We start from the raw sequence: 19,212 nt of genomic DNA, 5'->3' as shown, positions 1-19,212 counted from the left end.
CTGCGACAGGGTGAGCAATATGATCGACACGTCAATGCTGCCGGATTTCATTGTTGAAGCGGCGGAGCATCTTGAAGAGATGGAAAACACTCTGCTCAAGCTGGAGCAGGGGCGCGGCAAGGGGAACAGGGAGATCATGGACGAGCTGTTCCGCTCGGTGCACACCATCAAGGGCGCGGCGCAGTTTGTCGGCATTGACCGGGTCGCGGAGCTGTCGCACAAGCTGGAGAACCTGCTTGACCTGATCCGCAAAGGCGAGCGCGAGCTGACCACGGCGACAACAGATCTGCTCATCGAGAGCAAGGACCGCATCAACCTGCTGGTCGAGGAGCTGGAGAGCGGCCAGGCTGAAAAAACGGAGGTGGACGACCTGCTGGCCCGGATCAGGCGCAGCGTCGAAGGCGGAACTGCGCCGGAGCCGCCGCCGGAAGAGGAGGCCGCCGCCGCGCCGGAAGACAGTGTTGAGCCGCGTCCGGGCCGTCTGGCCGAGGAGAGCATCAGCGAGGAGTATGACGAGGAGCTGTACAACATCTTCCTTCAGCAGCTCAAGGAGAACATTCCCTTCCTCTACGCCCAGACTGTGGAGCTGTCCATCTCGGTGGACAAGCAGGACGTGCTCTACCGGTGCAGCGACTCGATCAAAAGCCTGAAGTCCTCGGCCAACTACATGGGCTACGAGAAGCTGGCCAAGCACTACACCGACTGGCAGCGGGAGATCAGCGCCGCCATCGAGCAGCTTTCCTCCGGCAAAATGCCGAATCTCAGCTTCATGCAGGAGTACATCGACGAGATCATCCGCTCCTTCCCGCAGGCGATGGAGGGCTACTCGCAGGACGAGGCGGAGCAGACGGCCAAAAAGACAGCGCGTCCGCCGGGCGACGCGGCCTTGGAGGCTTTGTTTTCGGATGAAGGGCATGATGAGGAGGACGAGGGGCAGGATTCTGCCCGGTCCAACGATCTCGATCTGGCGCTGGAATCGATTTTTTCTGATGACGAGGACAGCGGCGGCCCGGTTGCCGCCGCCCTCTCCGCTGTTGACAGCGGCGACGACGAGGAGGAGCCGCCATCCAAACCGGCGGCTTCCGTCCAGCCGCCGGCGCGGTCTGCGGCCCTCGAATTTGAGCTGTCTGAGGATGAGTACGACGAGGAGCTGGTGGCCATTTTCCTGAAAAAGCTTCAGACCGAGGGAAGCCTTCTCCGCAGGCAGCAGGAGGAGCTGTTTGCCGCCGCCGACAAAAAGGCGGTGCTGGCGCGCTGCCGCGAAGCAGTGCTGCGGCTGGCCTCTTCAGCCAATTACATGGAGTATCACAGCCTGTCCGCTTTCTGCCAGTCGTGGCAGCAGGCCCTGCGGCAGGCGGAGGAGAGCGGCGGCAGTCAGGAGGCCGCCGCTGCCTTGAGCAGCTTCCTTGACGAGCTGGCGCGGGTTTATCCCCAAGCCGCCGCTGATGAGGCCGGAGTGGCCGTTCCGCCGCAGGCCAAGTCTGTTCAGCCGCCTGCGCCGCCGACAGCGGACACGGTCAGCGCGGAATTCGACGGCGCCGAGGAGACGGTCATCTCTTTGCTCAGCCCCTCGGCTCCAGAGGCCGCCGTCCCCGCGCCTATAGCTGCTGTCCCTGAACCGGCCGTGGAGGCTGCCGCAGCTGCGGAGCCGTCCGAGGACGACAGCGATCTCTTCGCCCGCCTCAGCAGCGCGCTGGAGCTGTCCATGTCCCCGCAGCCTGACGCTGCCGAATATGAGATGGACAATGTGATCGAGAAGATCATGGACAAAAGCGGGCCGGAGGATTCCGCGCCCTCCCCTGCCCCGCCCAAGCCCGCAGCTCCTGCGCCGGAGAAGGCAGAGGCAAGGAAGGCCGAAATGGCCGCGCCTGTCTCTGCGCCGCCGCCTGCCAAGCCTGAACCGCTGCCGGTGATCGAGACGAAACAGCCTGCGGAGCCGCCTCCTCAAGAACCGCTGGAGGAGGCGGCTGCTGAGGAGCCTGCCGAGGAAGAGGATGCCGAGACGGCAGCCGAACGGCCAGCGCTGCGGAAGTCCGCCCCCCGCAGCAGCATCCGGGTGGATGCGGAAAAGATCGATTACCTGATGAATCAGGTGGGCGAGCTGGTCGTCAGCCGCGCTTATTTTGCCCAGTTAGTCAATGAGATGCGCGGCCTTCAGCTCCTGCTGCAAGAACGCTCCAAGCTCTCCAAGAGCGAGCTGAAACCGCTGCACGAGTTCGCCTTCCGCCTGAGTGAGGCCGGTGTGCATCTGGGCCGCGTCTCCAACGAATTGCAGGAAGGCGTGATGAAGATCAGGATGCTGCCGATTGATCAGCTCTTCAAGCGTTATCCCCGCTTGGTCCGCGACCTGACCCACCGCAGCGACAAGGACATCCGCCTGATCACCAAAGGCGAGGAGACCGAGCTGGACAAGATGGTCATCGAATCCATCTCCGACCCGCTCATCCACATCATCCGCAACGCGGTGGATCACGGCATTGAGACCGCTGCCGAACGGAAGCTGGCCGGGAAGCCGCCGCAGGGCACCCTGATGCTGGAAGCCTATCACGAAAGCGATCACATCGTGATCGAGATCACCGATGACGGCAGGGGTATTGACCCCAAGCGTATCCGGGCCAAGGCACTGGAAAAGAGCCTGTTCGCCAAAGAGGAGCTGGACCGGATGTCCGACATTGAAGTGCTCCGCATCATCATGGAGCCGGGCTTCAGCACTGCTGAAAAGACCACTGAGACCTCTGGCCGGGGCGTAGGCATGGACGTGGTGCGCAAGAATGTCGAGCGGCTCAACGGCATGATCGAGATCAGCTCCAAAGCGGGCCAGGGCACGCGGATGCGGATTAAAATCCCGCTGACCATGGCCATCATTCAGGCCCTGATGGTGCGGGTGGGCAGGGAGAAGTTCACCATCCCGCTGACCTCAGTGGAGGAGACCCTGCGCATCTTCCGGCAGGAGATTTCCGTGATCGAGGGCGTGGATGTCATCCATATCCGCGACATCACCATGCCCATCTTCCGGCTCGGCAAAATCTACCATATTGACCGCTCGGAAGAGGACGAGGACAAGATGTTCGTGGTCGTGGTCAGCACCGGCACGCAGGAGGTCGGCTTGGTCGTGGATGAGCTGCTTGGCCAGGAGGAGGTGGTCATCAAGCCGCTGGCCGAGTATCTGCGCACCGGCAGCGGCTTCGGCGGGGCCACCATCCTCGGCGACGGCGGCATCTCGCTGATCTTGGACATTCCAGAGCTGGTGAAGATCGCGGGCGAGGATCAGGCTGAGAAGCAGGAGCAGCGCAGCCTGAGCTTCAAGCGCAAACGGCGGCGGGAGACGGCGGCCAGCAGCGGCGAGCAGCCAGTCATACACTGAGGACGGCATTCCAGCGCGGAGGCGGCATGGACAAAAAATACAAGGTGCTGGTGGTTGACGACGCCACCTTCATGACCAAGGCGATCAGCGACCTGCTGGAGTCTGATCCTGAAATCGAGGTGATCGGGGTGGCCCGCAACGGCTTGGAAGGGCTGAAAAAAATCAAGGAGCTGCATCCCGACGTGATCACGCTGGACATCGACATGCCGGTGATGGACGGCCTCCAGGCCATCCGCCACATCATGATCGAGGCGCCGGTGCCGATTGTGGTGCTGAGTTCGCTCTTCAGCGACGGCTCCATCACCTTCGAGGCCCTGCGCCTCGGCGTGGTGGACTTCGTCGCCAAGCCCTCCGGGGCGATTTCCAGCGACATCCACGTGGCCAAGCAGCAGATTGTGGACCGGATCAAATTAGCCACGGCGGTTAATTTTCAGAACATCCGCCGGGTGCGGGTGCGGAAAAACGGCGCCAGCCAGACTCTGCCCAGCGCGTCCGGCTCCCTGCGCTCGCTGGTGGTCATCGGCACCTCGCTCACCGGGCCGAACTCCTTCATCCGCCTGATGACCCGGCTCGAAGGCGGCCTGCCTGCGGCGGCGGTGATCCTGCTGGAGATCTCGCCGAAGATACTGCCCGCCTTCATTGAGAAATTCAACGAGTTCGCCAGCTGGAAAATCGCCATGGCCGAGGACGGCGCCGTGATCGAGCAGGGAGTCTGCTACATCCAGTCCAATCTGCTGGCGGTGACAGTCGATTTCACTGAATACGGCGATCCCTGCTTCAGAATCGGCGACCCGACCGAGCATCCCTTGGACACCCTCTTTGTCTCCGCCGCTGAAGCCTTCCGGGAAAAGACCGTGGGCGTGCTGCTCACCGGCTACGGCGACGACGGCTCCGAAGGCTTTGCCGCCATTCAGAAGCAAGGCGGCAGAACCATCGCCCAGAGCGTGGACAGCTGCGTCTATCCCAATCTGACCGACTCAGCGATCAAGCGCAACCGGGTGGACATGGTGGTCGAGGAAAGCAGGCTGGCTGAAACCATCAGCCTGCTCATCAGGGAGTGAGCGGCGGAATGGAACCCTTGAGGAAACAACGAGAAAACGACCATGATCATCACATGTGAAAAATGCAGGACCAAATACAGGATCGCTGATGACCTGATGGGCAAGCCGGAGCTGAAGGTGCGCTGCCACAAATGCGGCCACCGCTTCATTGTCCACAGGGCGGCGCAGGCTGAGGACTCCTTTCTCCTTCAGGACGAGGTGCATCCCGACTACAGCCGGGTGATAGCGGTCAGCAATCAGAAGGGCGGCGTGGCCAAAAGCACCACCTGTCTCAACCTTGGCGCGGCCTTGGCCAAGATGGGCAAGCGGGTGCTGCTGGTGGATTTCGACGTGCAGGCCAACCTGACCATTCTGCTCGGCTTCAGGAAGGCCAAATCCTTCTACGACGTGCTGACCGGCGGCGTGAAAGACATAGGCGGGGCGGTGGTGAAGACCAAATACGCCAACCTCTCCCTGCTGCCCTCCAGCAGCAAGATGGCCCTGCTCAAGAAAAAATATCTCAGCCAGCACAACTTTGAGTATCTTCTCCGCGACAGGCTGCGGACCATTCAGGACAGCTACGACCACGTGCTGATCGACACGCCGCCGTCGATTGAGTTTTTCACCCTCAACGCGCTGGTTGCCGCAAATTTAGTTGTTATTCCGTCAACTTGCGAGTATCTTTCCATGCACGGGGTCAGCCAGATTCACGACATCATCGGTGTGCTGAAGAAAGGCATCAACCGGGAGGTGGAATGCAAGGTGCTGATCACCATGTATGACGGTAAGAACACTTCGGAAAAGGTGATCTGCGACAAGCTCCGCCAGACCTACCGGGACAATCTTTTCAGAACCATGATTGAGAAGGATGACAAAATGCAGGAGTCGCATATTGTCAACGCGCCGATCAGCCACTACGACGCGAAAAGCCGGGCAGCGATCCAGTACATGCAGCTGGCGCAGGAAATCGCCGGCTGACCTCTGAGGAGATTCTGCATAATGAACACCGCTCTTGCGCACCGGCTGGCCCCTTTTCTGTCCTTCGCCCTGCTGATCATCATCTGGGAGCTGGCCGTGCGCTTTGCCGGACTCGACAGCCACGTGCTGCCCGGCCCCGGCCAAGTTTTTTTGAGCATGATCGAGCTGATCAAGGACGGCTCCATCTTCAAGCACACCGTGGCCAGCTTGTTCCGGGTCACTGCCGGATTTTACTTGGCAGCTATTCTGGGCATCCCCTTGGGCATCGTGCTGGGGCGGAGCCAGATTGCGGCTCTGCTCTTCAACCCGATCATGCATTTCCTCCGGCCCATCTCGCCGTTGGCGTGGATACCCTTGGCCATGCTCTGGTTCGGCATCGGCGACAAGCCCGCTGTTTTCCTGATTTTCTTAGCCAGCTTCTTCCCCATCGCCGTGTCCACCACCGTGGCGGTGCAGTCCATCAACCCGACCTTTTTTCATGTGGCCGCCAACTTTGACTTCAGCCGGATGGAAGTGCTGCAAAAAATCGTCATTCCGGCCATAGTTCCGGCCATCATCACCGCCCTCCGCCTGACCGTGACCATCGCTTGGATCGTGGTCGTGGCCGCCGAGATGATCGCCGTGCAGTCCGGCTTGGGCTATCTTATTTTAGATGCCCGCAACGGCCTGCGGCTCGATTATGTCATGGACGGCATGATCGTCATCGGCCTGATCGGCATTCTGCTCGACTGGATCATGCGGCGGCTGGGCCAGATTGATTCCGCCGCTTGGGGCATCCGCCAGCTGTAGGAGATTTTGCAAATGGGACATATTCAGATCAGCGGCCTGAACAAGGACTTCATCAACCGCCGCAAGGCAAGGCGCGAGGATGACAGCTCGCGCTTCGGCCAAGTGGTGCCGGTGCTGGAGGACATCAACATCGAGATCGAGAACGGCGAGATGGTCTGCTTCCTCGGCCCTTCCGGCTGCGGCAAATCCACCCTGATGCGCATTGTCGCGGGCTTTGAACGGCAAAGCTCCGGCTCGGTGATGATCGACGGCAAGGCGATCACCGGGCCAAGCTCGGACAACATCTTTGTCTTCCAGCACAGCGGCCTGCTGCCGTGGATGACGGTTGCGCAGAATGTCGAGCTGGGCCTCCGCCACATGGAGGACGCGCATGAGAAATGCGAGAAAATTCAAGAATACATCGAGATGGTCGAGCTGGAGGGCTTCGAGGATCACTATCCTCATCAGCTTTCCGGCGGCATGTTGCGGCGGGCCGAACTGGCCCGCGCCTTGGTGGTCAACCCGGACATCCTGATCATGGACGAGCCGTTCAGCGGCTTGGACTTCCTCACTCACATGAAGCTGCGCGAGGAGGTGGTCAACATGCACCAGTTCCTCGGCAAGACCATTCTCATCGTCACCCACGACATTGACGACGCGCTGGTCATGGGCGACCGGGTCATCGTCTTCAGCCGCAGGCCCTCGCAGATCAAGCTCAACCGCAAGCTCGACTTCCCGCATCCGCGCAATTTTTTCAAAAAGGACACTGAGCTGGCCAAGCTCCGCGACGAGCTGTTCTTCATGCTGGGAGTGAATTATGCCGTTTAACCTCAAACTCTCTCAAGGCGGACGGCTGGCCGCCGGAACCGTCGGCTGGCTGCTGCTGATCAGCGCCCTCCACCTCTGGCTGAACTTTGACTACGGCAAAAAGCAGGTCTTCACCATGGGCTACATGCCGGTGATCACCAACATGTCCGCCCCGCTGCTCGATCACGTCAGCAAAGACAGCGACGATGTCTATTTCAAAGCCTTGAAGTTCAGCTCCTTCGCCGAGATGGCCTCGGCCCTCCGCAGCGATCAGATTCAGGCCGCCTTCATCATCGCGCCGCTTTCTGTCGTCCTGCATCAGCAGGGCGTGAATGTGCGGGTGGTCTATATCGGCAACCGGCATGAGAGCACCTTGGTGGCGAAGAAAAGCCTGAAAGTGCGCAGCTTCGAGGATCTGGGCGGCAAGACCGTGGCTGTGCCGATCCGCTATTCCGGTCATGGCCTCAGTCTTATGGAGCTGATGGATCAGAAGGGGATGCAGGGCCGGGTGAACATTGTCGAGCTGAATCCGCCGGACATGGCTTCGGCGCTGGCTGCCGGCTCGTTGGACGCGTACTACGTCGGCGAGCCATTTGCGGCCCAGCTGCTGATGCAGGGCGAGAACTCCCCTGCGGATCTGGTGCTCCGCGTTGAGGATGTCTGGCCCTCCTTCATCTGCAACTTGGTCATCGTCAAGCAGGGCACGATTGAGCGGGATCCAAAATTGGTGCGCAAATTCGTGCGCGGCGCGGCCCGCGCCAGCCTCTGGGCCAAGACGCACCAGGAGGCGGCGGCGGAAATCGCGGCGCAGTACTGGTCGCAGCCGCCTGACGTGGCGAAATTCGCCTTGAGCAGCCGCAAAGTGGTCTTTGACCAGTTTCTGCCCAAAACAGAGGAAATGCAGCAGATCGCCGACCTGATGGCCAAGCACGGTCTGGCTGAGGACAGCAAGATTGACGGGCTGGTGGATGATCAGTTCGCCGCTTCAGTGAAGATTGAGGATGTGCGCGGGCTGGCGGACATCCTCCAGTGAAAAGGAGCAGCAGGCATGACAGCGAAGGCGATGACGACAGGAAAATGCAGACGGGAAAGTCCGAGAGTTGACCGGCAGGCCGCCCTGATGGTGACGAAGCTCCAGTATCCGATGACCAATCTGGAGGCCAAACCCGCCGTCACTAAAAATCTGGCCGAAAACGGACTTTGCTTCACTTCTGAGGAGCTGTATGAGCCGGGATCCATCCTTCAGCTTTCGGTTGATCTCAAAGGATGGCAGCATTATCTCAACAACATCATGGCCATCCTCGACGCGGGCACGGCCTCGCGGCCTCTGACCGCCATCGCCGAGGTGGTCTGGACGCAGCATCTGCCGGAGGAGAGCCAGTACGACATCGGCGTGCGCTTCAAAGATATTTACGAGGACGACCTGCGGGCCTTCAAAAAATATCTCGAAAAGCTCTTCGGCAAAAAAGACTGACCCGCCGCGCCGATGACGACTGCGCCAAAAAAAAGCGGCCTCCAGCGGCAGATGGGCTTCTACATCGTCTTCATCGGCATCGTCTTCCTGACGATGGCCGTGGAGATTGAGCTGTTCTTCCGGGGGCAGGAGGTGCTGGGTCTGCTGCGCGACCAGCTTGGCGGCACGGCGGCGGCGGATTTGGTCAGCCGCATCCTGCTCAAGGTGCGGGTGATGTTGAGCACCCTGCTGCTGGGTGTCGGGCTGGTGATGCTGCTCTTCATCAAGCGGATTCTTTTTCCGCTCCAGCAGATCATCGAACGGACGCGGGCGATGAGCGCGGGCGATTTCTCCGTCGCCCTGCCGGAGGAGAGCAAGGATGAGCTGGGCGAGCTGTCCCGGCACATCAACGATCTCAACGCCAACGAGCAGGAGCTGATCCTGCTGGTCAGAAATATGTCCGGGCAGCTCCGGGAGACCTTGACTGAAGGCGCCGAGGCGGCGAGAATAGATGAAGCCGTCGGGCTGCTCGACGAGCTGGACGAGACGTTGACCGAATTCGGCAGGAGTTTTTATCAGTGCTGACCATAAACTGGCTGATGCTGCCTGCTGGCACGGCAATCGCTGCGGTGGCCATGTTTTTTGGGCTGGGCGGCGCCGTGCTCTGGATGCCTGTTCTTCTTACGTTCACGACGCTGAAACCGGATCAAGCGGTGATGTGCACTGTTGTCATGCAGAGCTTCGCTCAGTTCAGTGCCACAGTGAGCAACAGCCGGGCCGGGCTGATCAGCTGGCCGGTTGTGAAGCTGCTGGCCGCCGCCGGTCTGCCGGGCGTGCTGGTCGGAGTGCTGCTTTCCTCTTTGCTGCATCCGATCTGGATGGAGCTGTTTCTTGGCTTGGCGATTTTTTTTATCGCCTACGCCTTCATGCGCGGCGACGATTTTTTTATCATCGGCTCAGACACCGCTGATCTTCAGGAAGCCCGCAAAGGTCGGATCATCGCAGCGGCAGGCAGCGTGCTGACCGGCCTGCTCGGCATCGGCGTGGGCGACTGGCTGGTGCCCTTTCTCAACATGCGCTGCGGTCTGTCCATGCCCCGCGCCGTGGCGACCTGCGTCGCGCTGATGTTCATTTTGTCTGTGACTGCCGCCGCTGCGCATTTTTTGTCAGGACGGATGCCGTACCTGCCGATCGTTCTGCCTGGCACCATCGGTGTGCTGATCGGCGCCCAGCTCGGCTCCAAGCTGCTCCAGCGGGTGCCGGAAACCCGTTTCAAAGAGCTGTTCGTCCTCATGCTGGTCTTTGTCGCCACCCATGTCACCTTCAACGCCCTGTAGGCCCAACGCGGTTCAGCCATGAAGAATCACGCCGTGCAGAACGGCTTTGTCGGAGAAATTGAAGGGCTCGGCTTGGTTGACATTGTTCAGTTCGCCTGCCTTTCCGGCGACGACCGCAAGCTGAGCGTCCTCAGCGAAGACAACATGGGCGTGCTCTATTTTTCCGACAACGAGATCATTCATGCCGAATTCGGCGAGCTGACCGGCGAGGAGGCTTTTTACCGGATCATGAGCTGGCCGTCCGGCACCTTCAGCATGATCTTCGCCAAAACTGATCAGCGCAGCATTGACGCGTCGTGGAATTTTCTGCTGCTGGAGGCGGCCCGCCGCATTGACGAGCAAAACCGGCCCGCCGAGCCGAAGGACGGCAAAGGCGAGCCGGGCCTTCCTAAAGTGCTGGTCGTTGATGACTCCCGCTTTTTCACCAAAGCCTTTGTCAAGCTTTTCGAGGATCAGATTCAGGCCAAGGTGATCGGCACAGCCACCAACGGCAAAGAGGCGGTCAAATTTCTTGAGATGCAGGTGCCGGATCTGGTCACGCTGGACATGACCATGCCGGTGATGAGCGGCGACGTGGCTCTTAAGCACATCATGATCCGCTCGCCCGCGCCGGTGGTCTTGGTCAGCAATTTCAACGAGCAGTCGGCCTTCAAAATGATGGACTTCATGCGCTACGGGGCGGTGGACGTGGTGGCCAAGCCGACCAGCCCGGACTCATGGAAGCTGATCAGCGACCGGCTTCAATACATTCTGATGAATGTGCGCGAGTTCTGCGTGGACAATGTCAGCCGGGCCAAGTCGCCCAAACCGGCGGAGAAGCAGACCGGCATCGGCGAGGCGAAACCGGCGGAACGGCTGCTCCTTATCCTCGGCGGCTTGGGCGGCCTGCTGGAGCTGCAAAAAGTCATCCCTGCCCTTGCCTACGACCCCGGCTTGGCGGTGATGGTTCTGCAGAACATGTATCCTGGCATAGCCAAGCATTTAGCCTCGTATTTTGATGCCTTCACGCCCTATGCGGTGAGCTGCTTGGACATCGGCGAAGACCTCCTCGGCGGGCAGTGCCGGATGGGCAACTGTCACGGCAAGCGGCAGATCATCCTCCGGCAGGGAACACCGCTGATCTCAGGCCGCGAGGACGAGATGAACAAGATTTCCTTGGACGCGGACAACCTCTTGCAGTCAGCGGCGGAGGTCTTCGGCCCGCAGCTTTCAGTGGTGCTCCTCAGCGGGGTGGATGTGGATTTGAAAATCGGCATGGAGGCGGTGGTGAGCAGAGGAGGCCGGATCATCCTCCAAGAGCCGGAATCCAGCCTCCTGCCCGGCCCGCTTGACGGCATCCGCTCGCTGGAGCTGCACGAGCGCAGCCTCAAGCCGGAGGACATTGCTCCCTATTTATCCGGGCAGGGCTGAGAAGGCCGTCCGCGCTCAGTCCCGAAAGAGGAAATTCTCAAAGCTCCACGGATTGCCGGGATTGAGATGGGCGCGGGCGTTTTCCTGGAAAAAGACCGGATGGTTGGTGAAGGGAGTCCAGTCCGAGGGGATGGAAAGAAATTCGCCCAGCCACGGTTTGGCGGCGGCGAGAATGCGGTCATGCGGCAGGTCGTCCGGCACGCGGACACCCCGGCGCGGATTCTCCAGCATCCACATCAGCGCGGCGACCAGGCCGATGGCCACCTGCATGGTGGTGGCGTTCTGATGCGGCGCCAGTCGGCGTGACTCTTCAATGCTGAGGATACTGCCGGTCCACCAAGCGCCGAAATCGCCCATGATCAATGCGCCAAGGATGTTTTGGCCCTTGGTGATCTCGTCGCGCATGATCCGCAGCCGGGGCTGCAGCTCGTAATTCCGGCAGCGCAGCTCATGCAGCGAGGAAATGGTCTCATGGCAGGGCATGTAGGCGTAGTGCATGGTGGGCCGGTACACCGCCCCGCCCCGCTCGTCCCGCACAGTCAGGCTGTCAGAGATGGTGAAGGCCTCGCCGTGGCGGATCACCATGCCGACGATTTCCTGATGCGGAATCCAGGAGCGCACCCAGGTGTTCATGCCCATCTGCGAGAGGAATATCTGATTTTTCGGCCCGTCCTTTGGAAAAAAGGCCGGAACCGACGGCGGATCCTCGTGGCTGCCCCAGCCCATTTCCGCCGGAGAGATCGCCTCCTCCCGCAGCCCCTCGATGCTCCACGTGCCGACAAACTCATCCACTTCCTTGGGCGCATTGGTGATCTGGGTGTCGCGCTCGCTGCAATGAATGGTCTTCACGCCCAGCCGCATGGCCAGCCGGGCGAAATCCCGCCGCTCCAGCAACTCCTCCAGCGCCTTCCCCGCCTCCCGCGTCAGCGTCGGACTTTTCAGCCTGCTCAAGGCGATGTCGCAGAGGCCCTGCCGGGTGAAGTGGGAAATCAGGCCGGGATTGGCTCCGTGGTCAAGCACTGCCGTGGCGGCGGTGTCATCCCATTGCGCGGCGGCGGCCCGCAGGCGCATGTGCCGGGCATAGAGCGATTTCTCCAGCGGGGTGCGGGTGCGGATTTCAAGATAGGGGTCCCAAACCTCCAGCGAGGTGTTGATGTACAGCACGTCATGATCGTGGCACCATTGGATCAGCTCGACCGAGTCAATGTTCCAGGAGAGGTCGATGATCAGCCCGCCTGCTGTCACGTGCCGGGCGAGCAGCTCCGGCAGATTGTCCGGCGTGATGCGCTCCCGCACGAAACAAACGCCGCGCTCGGTCCATTCCCGCGCCGCCTCGGCAGTTTCCATGAAATCAACAATAGTGATGTTCCGGCAGGGAATTTTGATGTGTCGCAGCAGGATGGGCAAGGTGCATTTCGCCACAGAGCCGTAGCCGATCACCAGAACTTTGCTGTTGAATTCCATTTCGTTTCTGCTCCTTTGGTGTGAGTAAGGTTGTTTCCGCAGCCCCGCCGGGGCTGCCTTGTCAGCGGAGACGCGCTGCCAGGCTGATCCGCCTGCGGCCGTTCTCCTTGTTCCGCCTCCAGATGAAGGATTTTTTTGCCTGTCAAAAGAGAAAAGCTCTCCCTTCCTGCGCGGACACAGGACGGAGAGCGAAAATCGCAGGTTCTGCCTCTATACCAAAATTCAGCGGAAATGTCCAGCAGGCCGGACAGCGGCCTCTTCAGACCTTTTCCGGCGTGTTCTTGCCGAGAATGCCGGCAGGCCGGAAGATGAGGATCAGCACGAGCAGGGAAAAGGCGAAGACATCCTCGTAGTCGCTGGAGACATAGCCTGCGGCAAAGGCTTCGGTCAGGCCGAGGATGAAGCTGCCCAGCACTGCGCCGGGAATGGAGCCGATGCCGCCGAGCACGGCGGCGGTGAAGGCTTTGATGCCCGCGAGGAAGCCGATGGAGACATTGATCTGGCCGACATGGGAGGCGATGAGCAGCCCGCCCAGCGCGGCCAGCGCGGAGCCGATGACAAAAGTGGCCGAAATCACCCGGCTGCTGTTGATGCCGAGCAGCTGAGCCATGATCTGATCCTGGGCCGTGGCCCGCATTGCCTTGCCTAAGCGGGTGCATTTGATCAGCCAGGTCAGCGCGGCCATTGCTGCGGCGGTGATCGCCAGAATGACCAGATCGCTCGGCCCGGTGACAGCGGCCAGCGCCTCCGGCAGCTCGAAGAAAGGAATCAGCTCCGGGAAGGCGAGAAAATCCGGGGTCTGGGCCAGCAGCACGTAATTCTGCAGAAAGATGGACATGCCGATGGCTGAGATCAGCGGTGAAAGCCGGGGGGCAGCCCGCAGGGGCCGGTACGCCAGCCGCTCCACGGTGAAGCCGTAGGCTCCGGCCCAGACTGCCGCCGCCAGCGCGGCAAGAACAAAGACCGCCGCTGCCGGGAAGCCATGAATGTCGAGAACAGTGGCGGTGATAAAAGCGGTGAAGGCTCCGATCATGTAGATTTCACCGTGGGCGAAGTTGATCAGGCCGATGATGCCGTAAACCATGGTGTAGCCCAAGGCGATGAGCGCGTAAATCGAGCCTCTGGTCAGGCCGCTGAACAGCATTTCAAGCAGATAGCTCAGGTTCATCATCCTCCTTCTTCAGCTGCCCGGCGCGGCGGGCAGGGGTTGTTGTTGTCTCACTATATTTTCTTCATCGGACTTCTTCAAGGTCAAACTGCCGCCGCGCTGCTTCCAGAAACCCGCCCCATCCCCTCTTGATTTTTCCCCGGCTGAAGTTATTGTGTCTCCCGGCTTGCATTCCATCAACCTCAGCCAGCGGAGCTGCAATGATCCATATTGAGAATCTGACCAGAAAATACGGCGACTTCACGGCAGTGGACGGGGTCTCCTTCGAGATCGCGTCCGGCGAGATCGTCGGTCTGCTCGGCCACAACGGCGCGGGCAAGACCACGATCATGAAAATGATGACCGGCTACCTTGAGGCCAGCGCAGGCTGGGTGCGCATTGGCGGGCTGGACATCGCTGCCGAGCGGCAGGCGGCACAGGGCAAGATCGGCTATCTGCCGGAAAACTGCCCGGTCTATCCTGAGATGACCATCCTTGGCTATCTCGACTACTGCGCGGCCCTGCACGGCGTACCAGAACGCGAACGGCCCTCACTGATCCGCGAGGCGGTGGAGCGCACGGCTTTGGCTGAAAAGGCCACAGAGCTGATCTCCACCCTCTCGCGTGGCTGGCGGCAGCGGGTCGGCGTGGCCCAAGCCATTCTGCACAAACCAGAAATTCTCATTCTTGACGAGCCGACTAACGGCCTTGATCCCACCCAAATCCTCCAGATGCGCGGCCTGATCGCCGAGCTAGCCAAGACCGCCACGGTGATCATCTCCACTCATATCTTGCAGGAGGTGCAGGCTGTCTGCGGGCGGGTGATCATCATTAAGAACGGCAAGGTGGCTTTAGATTCCCGCTTGGACGAGCTGCGGCGGAGCAGTGGGCGACTGATCGTGAACTGCAAGGCCGAGCCAAGCAAGGCGATGCAGCAGCTCGGCTCGCTGCCGCTGACCGCCAAGGCCGAGCAAACCGGGCCGGAACGCTTCGAGCTGGAGCTGAAGCCGGGTGCGGACAGCCGTAAGGCAGCCGCAGCAGCTGCGCAGGCGGTCTGCGTGGCAGGCTGGCCGCTCTATGGCCTGCATTTCGAGACCAGAACGCTGGAAACAGTGTTCGCTGAGATCAGCCGCTGAACCGGAGGAAGACTACGAAATGAACACGTTGATCCGCATCGCCCGGAAGGAATTCGGGGCCTTTTTCAGCAGCCCGGCGGCCTTTGTCGTGCTTGGAGCCTTCCTTGCCGCCGCGCTCTTCGCCTTTTTCTGGGTGGAGACCTTCTTCGCCCGCAACATCACCGAACTGCGCCCGCTCTTTGAGTGGATGCCGGTGCTGCTCATTTTCTTAGCCGCCGCTGTGACCATGCGCATCTGGGCTGAGGAGCGGCGCGCAGGCACCTTGGAGTTCCTGCTCACCGCGCCGGTGCAGCCTGCCGTGCTGGTGCTGGGCAAGTTCCTCGCCTGCCTCGCCTTGGCCGCTTTAGCCTTGCTGCTGACTTTGCCGCTGACCGTCACCGTCAGTTTGCTTGGCCCGTTAGACTGGGGGCCAGTCTTTGGCGGCTATGTGGCCGCGCTCTGCTTGGCTTCGGCCTACATCGCTGTGGGCCTCTTTGTCAGCATCAAATCAGAGAGCCAGATAGTCAGCCTGATTGTCACCACCCTGATCTGCGGCCTGCTTTACCTCATCGGCTCGGACACCCTCACCGCCCTGACCGGCAACCGGGGCGCGGAGCTGCTCCAACTGCTCGGCTCTGGCTCGCGCTTCCGCTCCATCACTCGCGGCGTAATTGACCTGCGCGACATCTACTACTACCTCTGCCTGACCGGCATCTTCCTCAGTCTGAATATCTACGGCTTGGAGAAAGTCCGCTGGGCAGGCAATCCGTCCAGCAGCCGCCACCGCAGCTGGCAGCTTGCCTGCGGTCTGCTGACAGCCAACTTCCTTGCCGCCAACTTCTGGCTGGCCCCGCTCGGCAGTCTCCGCGCTGACATGACCGAGGGCAGCATCTACTCCATCTCGGACGCGACCCGCAGCTATCTCCAGCAACTCCGCGAGCCGCTGCTGATCCGGGGCTATTTCTCCGCCCAAACCCATCCGCTTTTAGCCCCGTTAGTGCCGCGCCTGCGCGACCTGCTGGAGGAATACGCGGTGGCTGGCAACGGCAAGGTGCGGGTGGAGTTCGTTGATCCGGCGGAAAACGCCGCGCTGGAGCAGGAGGCCGGGCAGCAGTACGGCATCCGGCCCGTGCCCTTCCAGACCGCGAGCAAGTATCAGGCCGCTGTCACCAACTCCTACTTTGACATCCTCGTGCGCTACGGCGACCAGTTTGAGACCCTCGGCTTCCGCGACCTGATCGAAGTCAAGGCACAGCACGAGCAGAGCTTGGATGTGGAGCTGCGCAATCCTGAATACGACATCACAAGGGCGATCAAGAAGGTGCTCTACAGCTACCAGGGCGGCGGCGACCTCTTCAGCTCGATCAGCAAGCCGCTGACCCTGACCGGCTATGTCTCCCCGGACGAGCTGCTGCCGGAGGAGCTGCGCACGCTGAAAGCCGACCTGCTTGCCTTGGCTAAGGAGCTGGAAGGGCAGGGCAAGGGCCGCTTCAGCTCCAGCGTGCTCGACCCGGAGGCGGACGGCGGCAAGGTCGCCAAGACCATCCGCGACGAATACGGCTTCCGGCCCATGACCGCCAGCCTGTTCGATCAAAATACCTTCTGGTTCTACATCACCTTGGCCAGCGGCGAGCAGATCATTGAGATCCCGCTGCCTGAGGATATGAACAAGGAGAGCCTGAAGCAGTCTTTGCAGGCAGGCATCAAGCGTTTTGCCAGCGGCTTTGCCAAGACCGTGGCCCTGAGCGTGCCGGAGGGCGCACCGCCCATGCCGCAGTTCGGGATGCCAAGCCAAGGCGGCCTTCAGTTCTCCGCCCTGCGCGACGTGCTCTCGCAAGATCATGTGGTCAAGGACGCAGACTTGAGCAAAGGCCAGGTTCCGGCAGAGGCCGATCTGCTGGTGCTCGCTGGGCCGGAGGAGCTGGATGAGAAGCGGCTCTTTGCCGTGGATCAATTCCTGATGCAGGGCGGCACGGTGCTGATCGCGGCCTCGCCCTATAAGGTCAGCTTCGAGGGCGAGCTGTCCCTCAACCCGCGCAAGACCGGCTTGGAGGACTGGCTGGCGCATCACGGCCTCAGCCTGCGCCAAGAGCTGGTGCTCGACCCGCAGAACAGTCCCTTCCCGGTGCCTGCCGAGCGCAATCTCGGCGGCTTCACTGTGCAGGAAATCCGTCTGGTCAAGTACCCTTACTTTGTTGACATCCGCCCGGACGGCATGAACCAAGAGAGCGGCCTGACCGGCGGCCTCAATCAGCTGACCATGAACTGGGCCTCGCCTATAGAGATCAACGCGGAGAAGAGCAAGGGCCGCAAGGTCGTCCGTCTGCTCGAAAGCTCGGCCAAGAGCTGGGTCTCCGCTGCCACAGGCATTCAGCCGGACTTTGCCCTACATCCGGGCACAGGCTTCCCTGTAGATGAGAGCAAGCAGGGCCGCCAGCTCTTGGCCGCAGCTGTGGAAGGCAGCTTCTCCTCCTACTTCACAGGCAAGCCCTCGCCTTTGCTCAAGCAGGAGGAGAAGGAAGAGCCGAAGCCGGAGAACGGCGCAGAAGACAAGAAGGAGAAAGAGGAGCGAGTGATCATCCGCCAGATCGACAAATCGCCGGACAGTGCCCGGATCATCCTCTTCGCCTCAGACAGCTTTCTCAGCGACACCATCCTCGGCATCAGCTCCAGCGTGACGCGCACTAACTACCTTGCGCCGGTGCAGCTCGCGGCCAACGCCGTGGACTGGTCGCTGGAAGACCGTGGCCTGCTTGCCATTCGAGGCCGGAGCCACTTCTCCCGTCCGCTCCATCCGATCAGCAAGCAGGGGCAGCAGTTCGTGGAATATCTCAACTACGGCTTGGCCCTGCTTGGCTTGGCAGCGGTCTGGCTGGTCAACATAAGCTGGCGGCGGCGCAGCAGGCGGGCCGAGCTGGAGCTGCTGGGGCCGCTGGCAAGGAGGACTGCATCATGCTGAAACGTGTTATCATCATTGCCGCCGCGCTGCTGGCGGCGCAGATTGCTTTGGCGGTCTTTGTCCAGCTCCGCAGTGGCTCCGGCCTGAACGCTGCCCCGCCGGAAGCACTGTTCCTGAGCTTTGATCCGGCCAAGATCACCGCCGTGGTCATCAGCACGGGCGACGGCAAGACACTGACCATAGATAAGGCTGGCGCGGCTTGGCTGATGCGCGAAGCCTACTCCGCTCCAGCAGAGAGCAGCCAAGTGGAGGAGCTGCTGCGCAAGGCCGCCGCTGCCAAGCAGGGACTGGCCGTGGCAGCGACTAAGGAGGCTGCCCGCCGCTTCAAGACCGCTGATGATCAATTCGAGCGGCGCATTGTCTTCAAAGCGGGCGGGACTGCTGTAGCTGAGTTCTACCTTGGAGGCGCGGCAGGCTTTCGCCAGAGCTACGCCCGGCTGGCAGGCAAGGACGAGGTCTTCAGCATCCCTCTCAGCAGCTATGAGGCAGAGGCCGACGCGGACAAGTGGTTAGACAAGAGCCTTGGCCGCCTCAAGCGCGAGGAGCTGGCCAAGATTACGCTGGCCGACATCGTGCTGGTTCGGCAGGACAAGGACTGGAAGCTGGAGGGCGGCGAGGCTGATCCGGCCAAGCTGGCCAAGGCCCTTGATCAGCTCACCGGCCTGAACGTGCAGGGCGTGCTCGATCCAGCCAAGGCCACGCCGCTCTTCCAGCAGGCTCCGACCCTTCAGTTCACGGCCACCAAGAACGACGGCGCAGCAGTGAGCTTCGCCTTGGCCAAGCAGGATGAGAAGCAGTACGCCCTGAAGCTCTCCTCCAGCGAGCTGCACTTCAAGATCGGCAGCTGGCAGGCCGAGGAGCTGCTCAAGCTGAAGCGGGCGGAGCTGTTGGCACAGGCGCGGAAATAACGTCAAACCGTCAATGGTTTCCGGGAAGCGGCAAGTTAAAAAAAGGGGAACAGCGAGTTACCGCGTTTGCTCCCCCATTTTCTGCAAAGACAATCCACGCCCCCGCATGGGGGGCGACGCTGGCCAAGTCAACCGGAGTCGCGCTGAACTCATGGGTTTCAATCCACGCCCCCGCATGGGGGGCGACGAACCCTGATTGCACTTATACTTGTTACCTAATGTGCAACTCTTTATACAGCAACCAGCCCATCCAGATCAAGCGGAGGGAGATTGCAGGATAAGTTAAGGAAAACACAGACAGTATGCGCCAAAATTTTTCTGATCAAACGGTGTTGAAAATGCTAGAAATCATGCACGCGAATATGACCGGCTTTGAAGCGGCCCATGAGTTGTGAGCCGACAGTTTCGATGCGCTTTCTTGCACGTCTGCAAAATTTGAGAAGATGTTCAGGCAATTTTGCT

Annotated in this window: 15 protein-coding genes; 13 read left to right on the top strand and 2 right to left on the bottom strand. The window is 60.9% G+C overall.

Annotation, left to right across the window (positions count from 1 at the left end; genetic code table 11):
* Positions 1-19 precede the first annotated feature (19 nt).
* From ACNKH3_RS05010 to ACNKH3_RS04965, 10 genes are read left to right on the top strand one after another with little or no spacing between them, the layout of a single operon-like run.
* Complete coding sequence (locus ACNKH3_RS05010) at positions 20-3,364, top strand: chemotaxis protein CheW (RefSeq protein ID WP_420208459.1); 3,345 nt, start codon at positions 20-22, stop codon at positions 3,362-3,364.
* A 26-nt stretch (positions 3,365-3,390) separates the two neighbouring features.
* A complete protein-coding gene (locus tag ACNKH3_RS05005; protein WP_417915755.1) occupies positions 3,391-4,425 on the top strand; it encodes a chemotaxis protein CheB in 1,035 nt (344 codons plus the stop codon).
* Between the two features lie 42 nt (positions 4,426-4,467).
* Positions 4,468-5,382 carry an AAA family ATPase gene (locus tag ACNKH3_RS05000; RefSeq protein WP_417915754.1) on the top strand — a complete coding sequence of 305 codons (915 nt, stop codon included), beginning with the start codon at positions 4,468-4,470 and terminating at the stop codon, positions 5,380-5,382.
* A 21-nt stretch (positions 5,383-5,403) separates the two neighbouring features.
* Positions 5,404-6,171 (top strand): ABC transporter permease, encoded by a 768-nt coding sequence (locus ACNKH3_RS04995; RefSeq protein ID WP_417915753.1) that lies wholly within the window; start codon positions 5,404-5,406, stop codon positions 6,169-6,171.
* A 12-nt stretch (positions 6,172-6,183) separates the two neighbouring features.
* A complete protein-coding gene (locus ACNKH3_RS04990) occupies positions 6,184-6,978 on the top strand; it encodes an ABC transporter ATP-binding protein (protein ID WP_420208458.1) in 795 nt (264 codons plus the stop codon).
* Positions 6,968-7,990, top strand: coding sequence for an ABC transporter substrate-binding protein (locus tag ACNKH3_RS04985; RefSeq protein WP_420208457.1), 1,023 nt, complete (start codon positions 6,968-6,970; stop codon positions 7,988-7,990). The genes ACNKH3_RS04990 and ACNKH3_RS04985 overlap by 11 nt, the downstream gene beginning before the upstream one ends.
* 15 nt (positions 7,991-8,005) lie before the next feature.
* Complete coding sequence (locus ACNKH3_RS04980) at positions 8,006-8,431, top strand: PilZ domain-containing protein (RefSeq protein WP_417916707.1); 426 nt, start codon at positions 8,006-8,008, stop codon at positions 8,429-8,431.
* Between the two features lie 12 nt (positions 8,432-8,443).
* Positions 8,444-8,995 (top strand): HAMP domain-containing protein, encoded by a 552-nt coding sequence (locus ACNKH3_RS04975; RefSeq protein WP_417916706.1) that lies wholly within the window; start codon positions 8,444-8,446, stop codon positions 8,993-8,995.
* Positions 8,989-9,747 carry a sulfite exporter TauE/SafE family protein gene (locus ACNKH3_RS04970; protein WP_417916705.1) on the top strand — a complete coding sequence of 253 codons (759 nt, stop codon included), beginning with the start codon at positions 8,989-8,991 and terminating at the stop codon, positions 9,745-9,747. The genes ACNKH3_RS04975 and ACNKH3_RS04970 overlap by 7 nt, the downstream gene beginning before the upstream one ends.
* Positions 9,748-9,765: 18 nt before the next feature.
* Complete coding sequence (locus ACNKH3_RS04965) at positions 9,766-11,157, top strand: chemotaxis protein CheB (RefSeq protein WP_417916704.1); 1,392 nt, start codon at positions 9,766-9,768, stop codon at positions 11,155-11,157.
* Between the two features lie 15 nt (positions 11,158-11,172).
* Here ACNKH3_RS04965 and ACNKH3_RS04960 read toward each other — a convergent pair whose 3' ends face one another.
* Both ACNKH3_RS04960 and ACNKH3_RS04955 read right to left on the bottom strand, forming a co-directional pair.
* On the bottom strand, positions 11,173-12,621 hold the full coding sequence (locus ACNKH3_RS04960) for a saccharopine dehydrogenase NADP-binding domain-containing protein (protein WP_417916433.1): 1,449 nt from the start codon (positions 12,619-12,621) through the stop codon (positions 11,173-11,175).
* A gap of 259 nt (positions 12,622-12,880) precedes the next feature.
* Positions 12,881-13,789, bottom strand: coding sequence for a branched-chain amino acid ABC transporter permease (locus ACNKH3_RS04955; protein ID WP_417916434.1), 909 nt, complete (start codon positions 13,787-13,789; stop codon positions 12,881-12,883).
* Between the two features lie 200 nt (positions 13,790-13,989).
* Here ACNKH3_RS04955 and ACNKH3_RS04950 point away from each other — a divergent pair, with 200 nt between their 5' ends.
* The 3 genes from ACNKH3_RS04950 to ACNKH3_RS04940 are packed head-to-tail and all read left to right on the top strand — an operon-like array spanning position 13,990 to position 18,750.
* Positions 13,990-14,904, top strand: a complete 915-nt coding sequence (locus tag ACNKH3_RS04950; RefSeq protein ID WP_420208456.1) for an ABC transporter ATP-binding protein — start codon at positions 13,990-13,992, stop codon at positions 14,902-14,904.
* 19 nt (positions 14,905-14,923) lie between these two features.
* On the top strand, positions 14,924-17,842 hold the full coding sequence (locus tag ACNKH3_RS04945) for a Gldg family protein (RefSeq protein ID WP_420208455.1): 2,919 nt from the start codon (positions 14,924-14,926) through the stop codon (positions 17,840-17,842).
* A complete protein-coding gene (locus ACNKH3_RS04940; protein WP_420208454.1) occupies positions 17,836-18,750 on the top strand; it encodes a DUF4340 domain-containing protein in 915 nt (304 codons plus the stop codon). The genes ACNKH3_RS04945 and ACNKH3_RS04940 overlap by 7 nt, the downstream gene beginning before the upstream one ends.
* The last annotated feature ends 462 nt before the right edge of the window (positions 18,751-19,212 follow it).

The sequence above is a fragment of the Candidatus Electronema sp. JC genome (assembly GCF_048287365.2).
In the GTDB taxonomy this organism is placed as follows: Bacteria; Desulfobacterota; Desulfobulbia; order Desulfobulbales; family Desulfobulbaceae; genus Electronema.
Note: the sequence above shows the minus strand (reverse complement) of the source record. Positions and strands in the feature narration are given on the sequence as shown.

Bases quoted from the DNA above. Each gene is read 5' to 3' on its own strand.
- ACNKH3_RS05000 (WP_417915754.1), top strand. From the start codon at position 4,468: ATGATCATCACATGTGAAAAATGCAGGACCAAATACAGGATCGCTGAT.
- ACNKH3_RS04945 (WP_420208455.1), top strand. From the start codon at position 14,924: ATGAACACGTTGATCCGCATCGCCCGGAAGGAATTCGGGGCCTTTTTC.
- ACNKH3_RS04995 (WP_417915753.1), top strand. From the start codon at position 5,404: ATGAACACCGCTCTTGCGCACCGGCTGGCCCCTTTTCTGTCCTTCGCC.
- ACNKH3_RS04965 (WP_417916704.1), top strand. From the start codon at position 9,766: ATGAAGAATCACGCCGTGCAGAACGGCTTTGTCGGAGAAATTGAAGGG.
- ACNKH3_RS04950 (WP_420208456.1), top strand. From the start codon at position 13,990: ATGATCCATATTGAGAATCTGACCAGAAAATACGGCGACTTCACGGCA.
- ACNKH3_RS04960 (WP_417916433.1), bottom strand. From the start codon at position 12,621: ATGGAATTCAACAGCAAAGTTCTGGTGATCGGCTACGGCTCTGTGGCG.
- ACNKH3_RS04955 (WP_417916434.1), bottom strand. From the start codon at position 13,789: ATGAACCTGAGCTATCTGCTTGAAATGCTGTTCAGCGGCCTGACCAGA.
- ACNKH3_RS05005 (WP_417915755.1), top strand. From the start codon at position 3,391: ATGGACAAAAAATACAAGGTGCTGGTGGTTGACGACGCCACCTTCATG.
- ACNKH3_RS04975 (WP_417916706.1), top strand. From the start codon at position 8,444: ATGACGACTGCGCCAAAAAAAAGCGGCCTCCAGCGGCAGATGGGCTTC.
- ACNKH3_RS04940 (WP_420208454.1), top strand. From the start codon at position 17,836: ATGCTGAAACGTGTTATCATCATTGCCGCCGCGCTGCTGGCGGCGCAG.
- ACNKH3_RS04990 (WP_420208458.1), top strand. From the start codon at position 6,184: ATGGGACATATTCAGATCAGCGGCCTGAACAAGGACTTCATCAACCGC.
- ACNKH3_RS05010 (WP_420208459.1), top strand. From the start codon at position 20: ATGATCGACACGTCAATGCTGCCGGATTTCATTGTTGAAGCGGCGGAG.
- ACNKH3_RS04980 (WP_417916707.1), top strand. From the start codon at position 8,006: ATGACAGCGAAGGCGATGACGACAGGAAAATGCAGACGGGAAAGTCCG.
- ACNKH3_RS04985 (WP_420208457.1), top strand. From the start codon at position 6,968: ATGCCGTTTAACCTCAAACTCTCTCAAGGCGGACGGCTGGCCGCCGGA.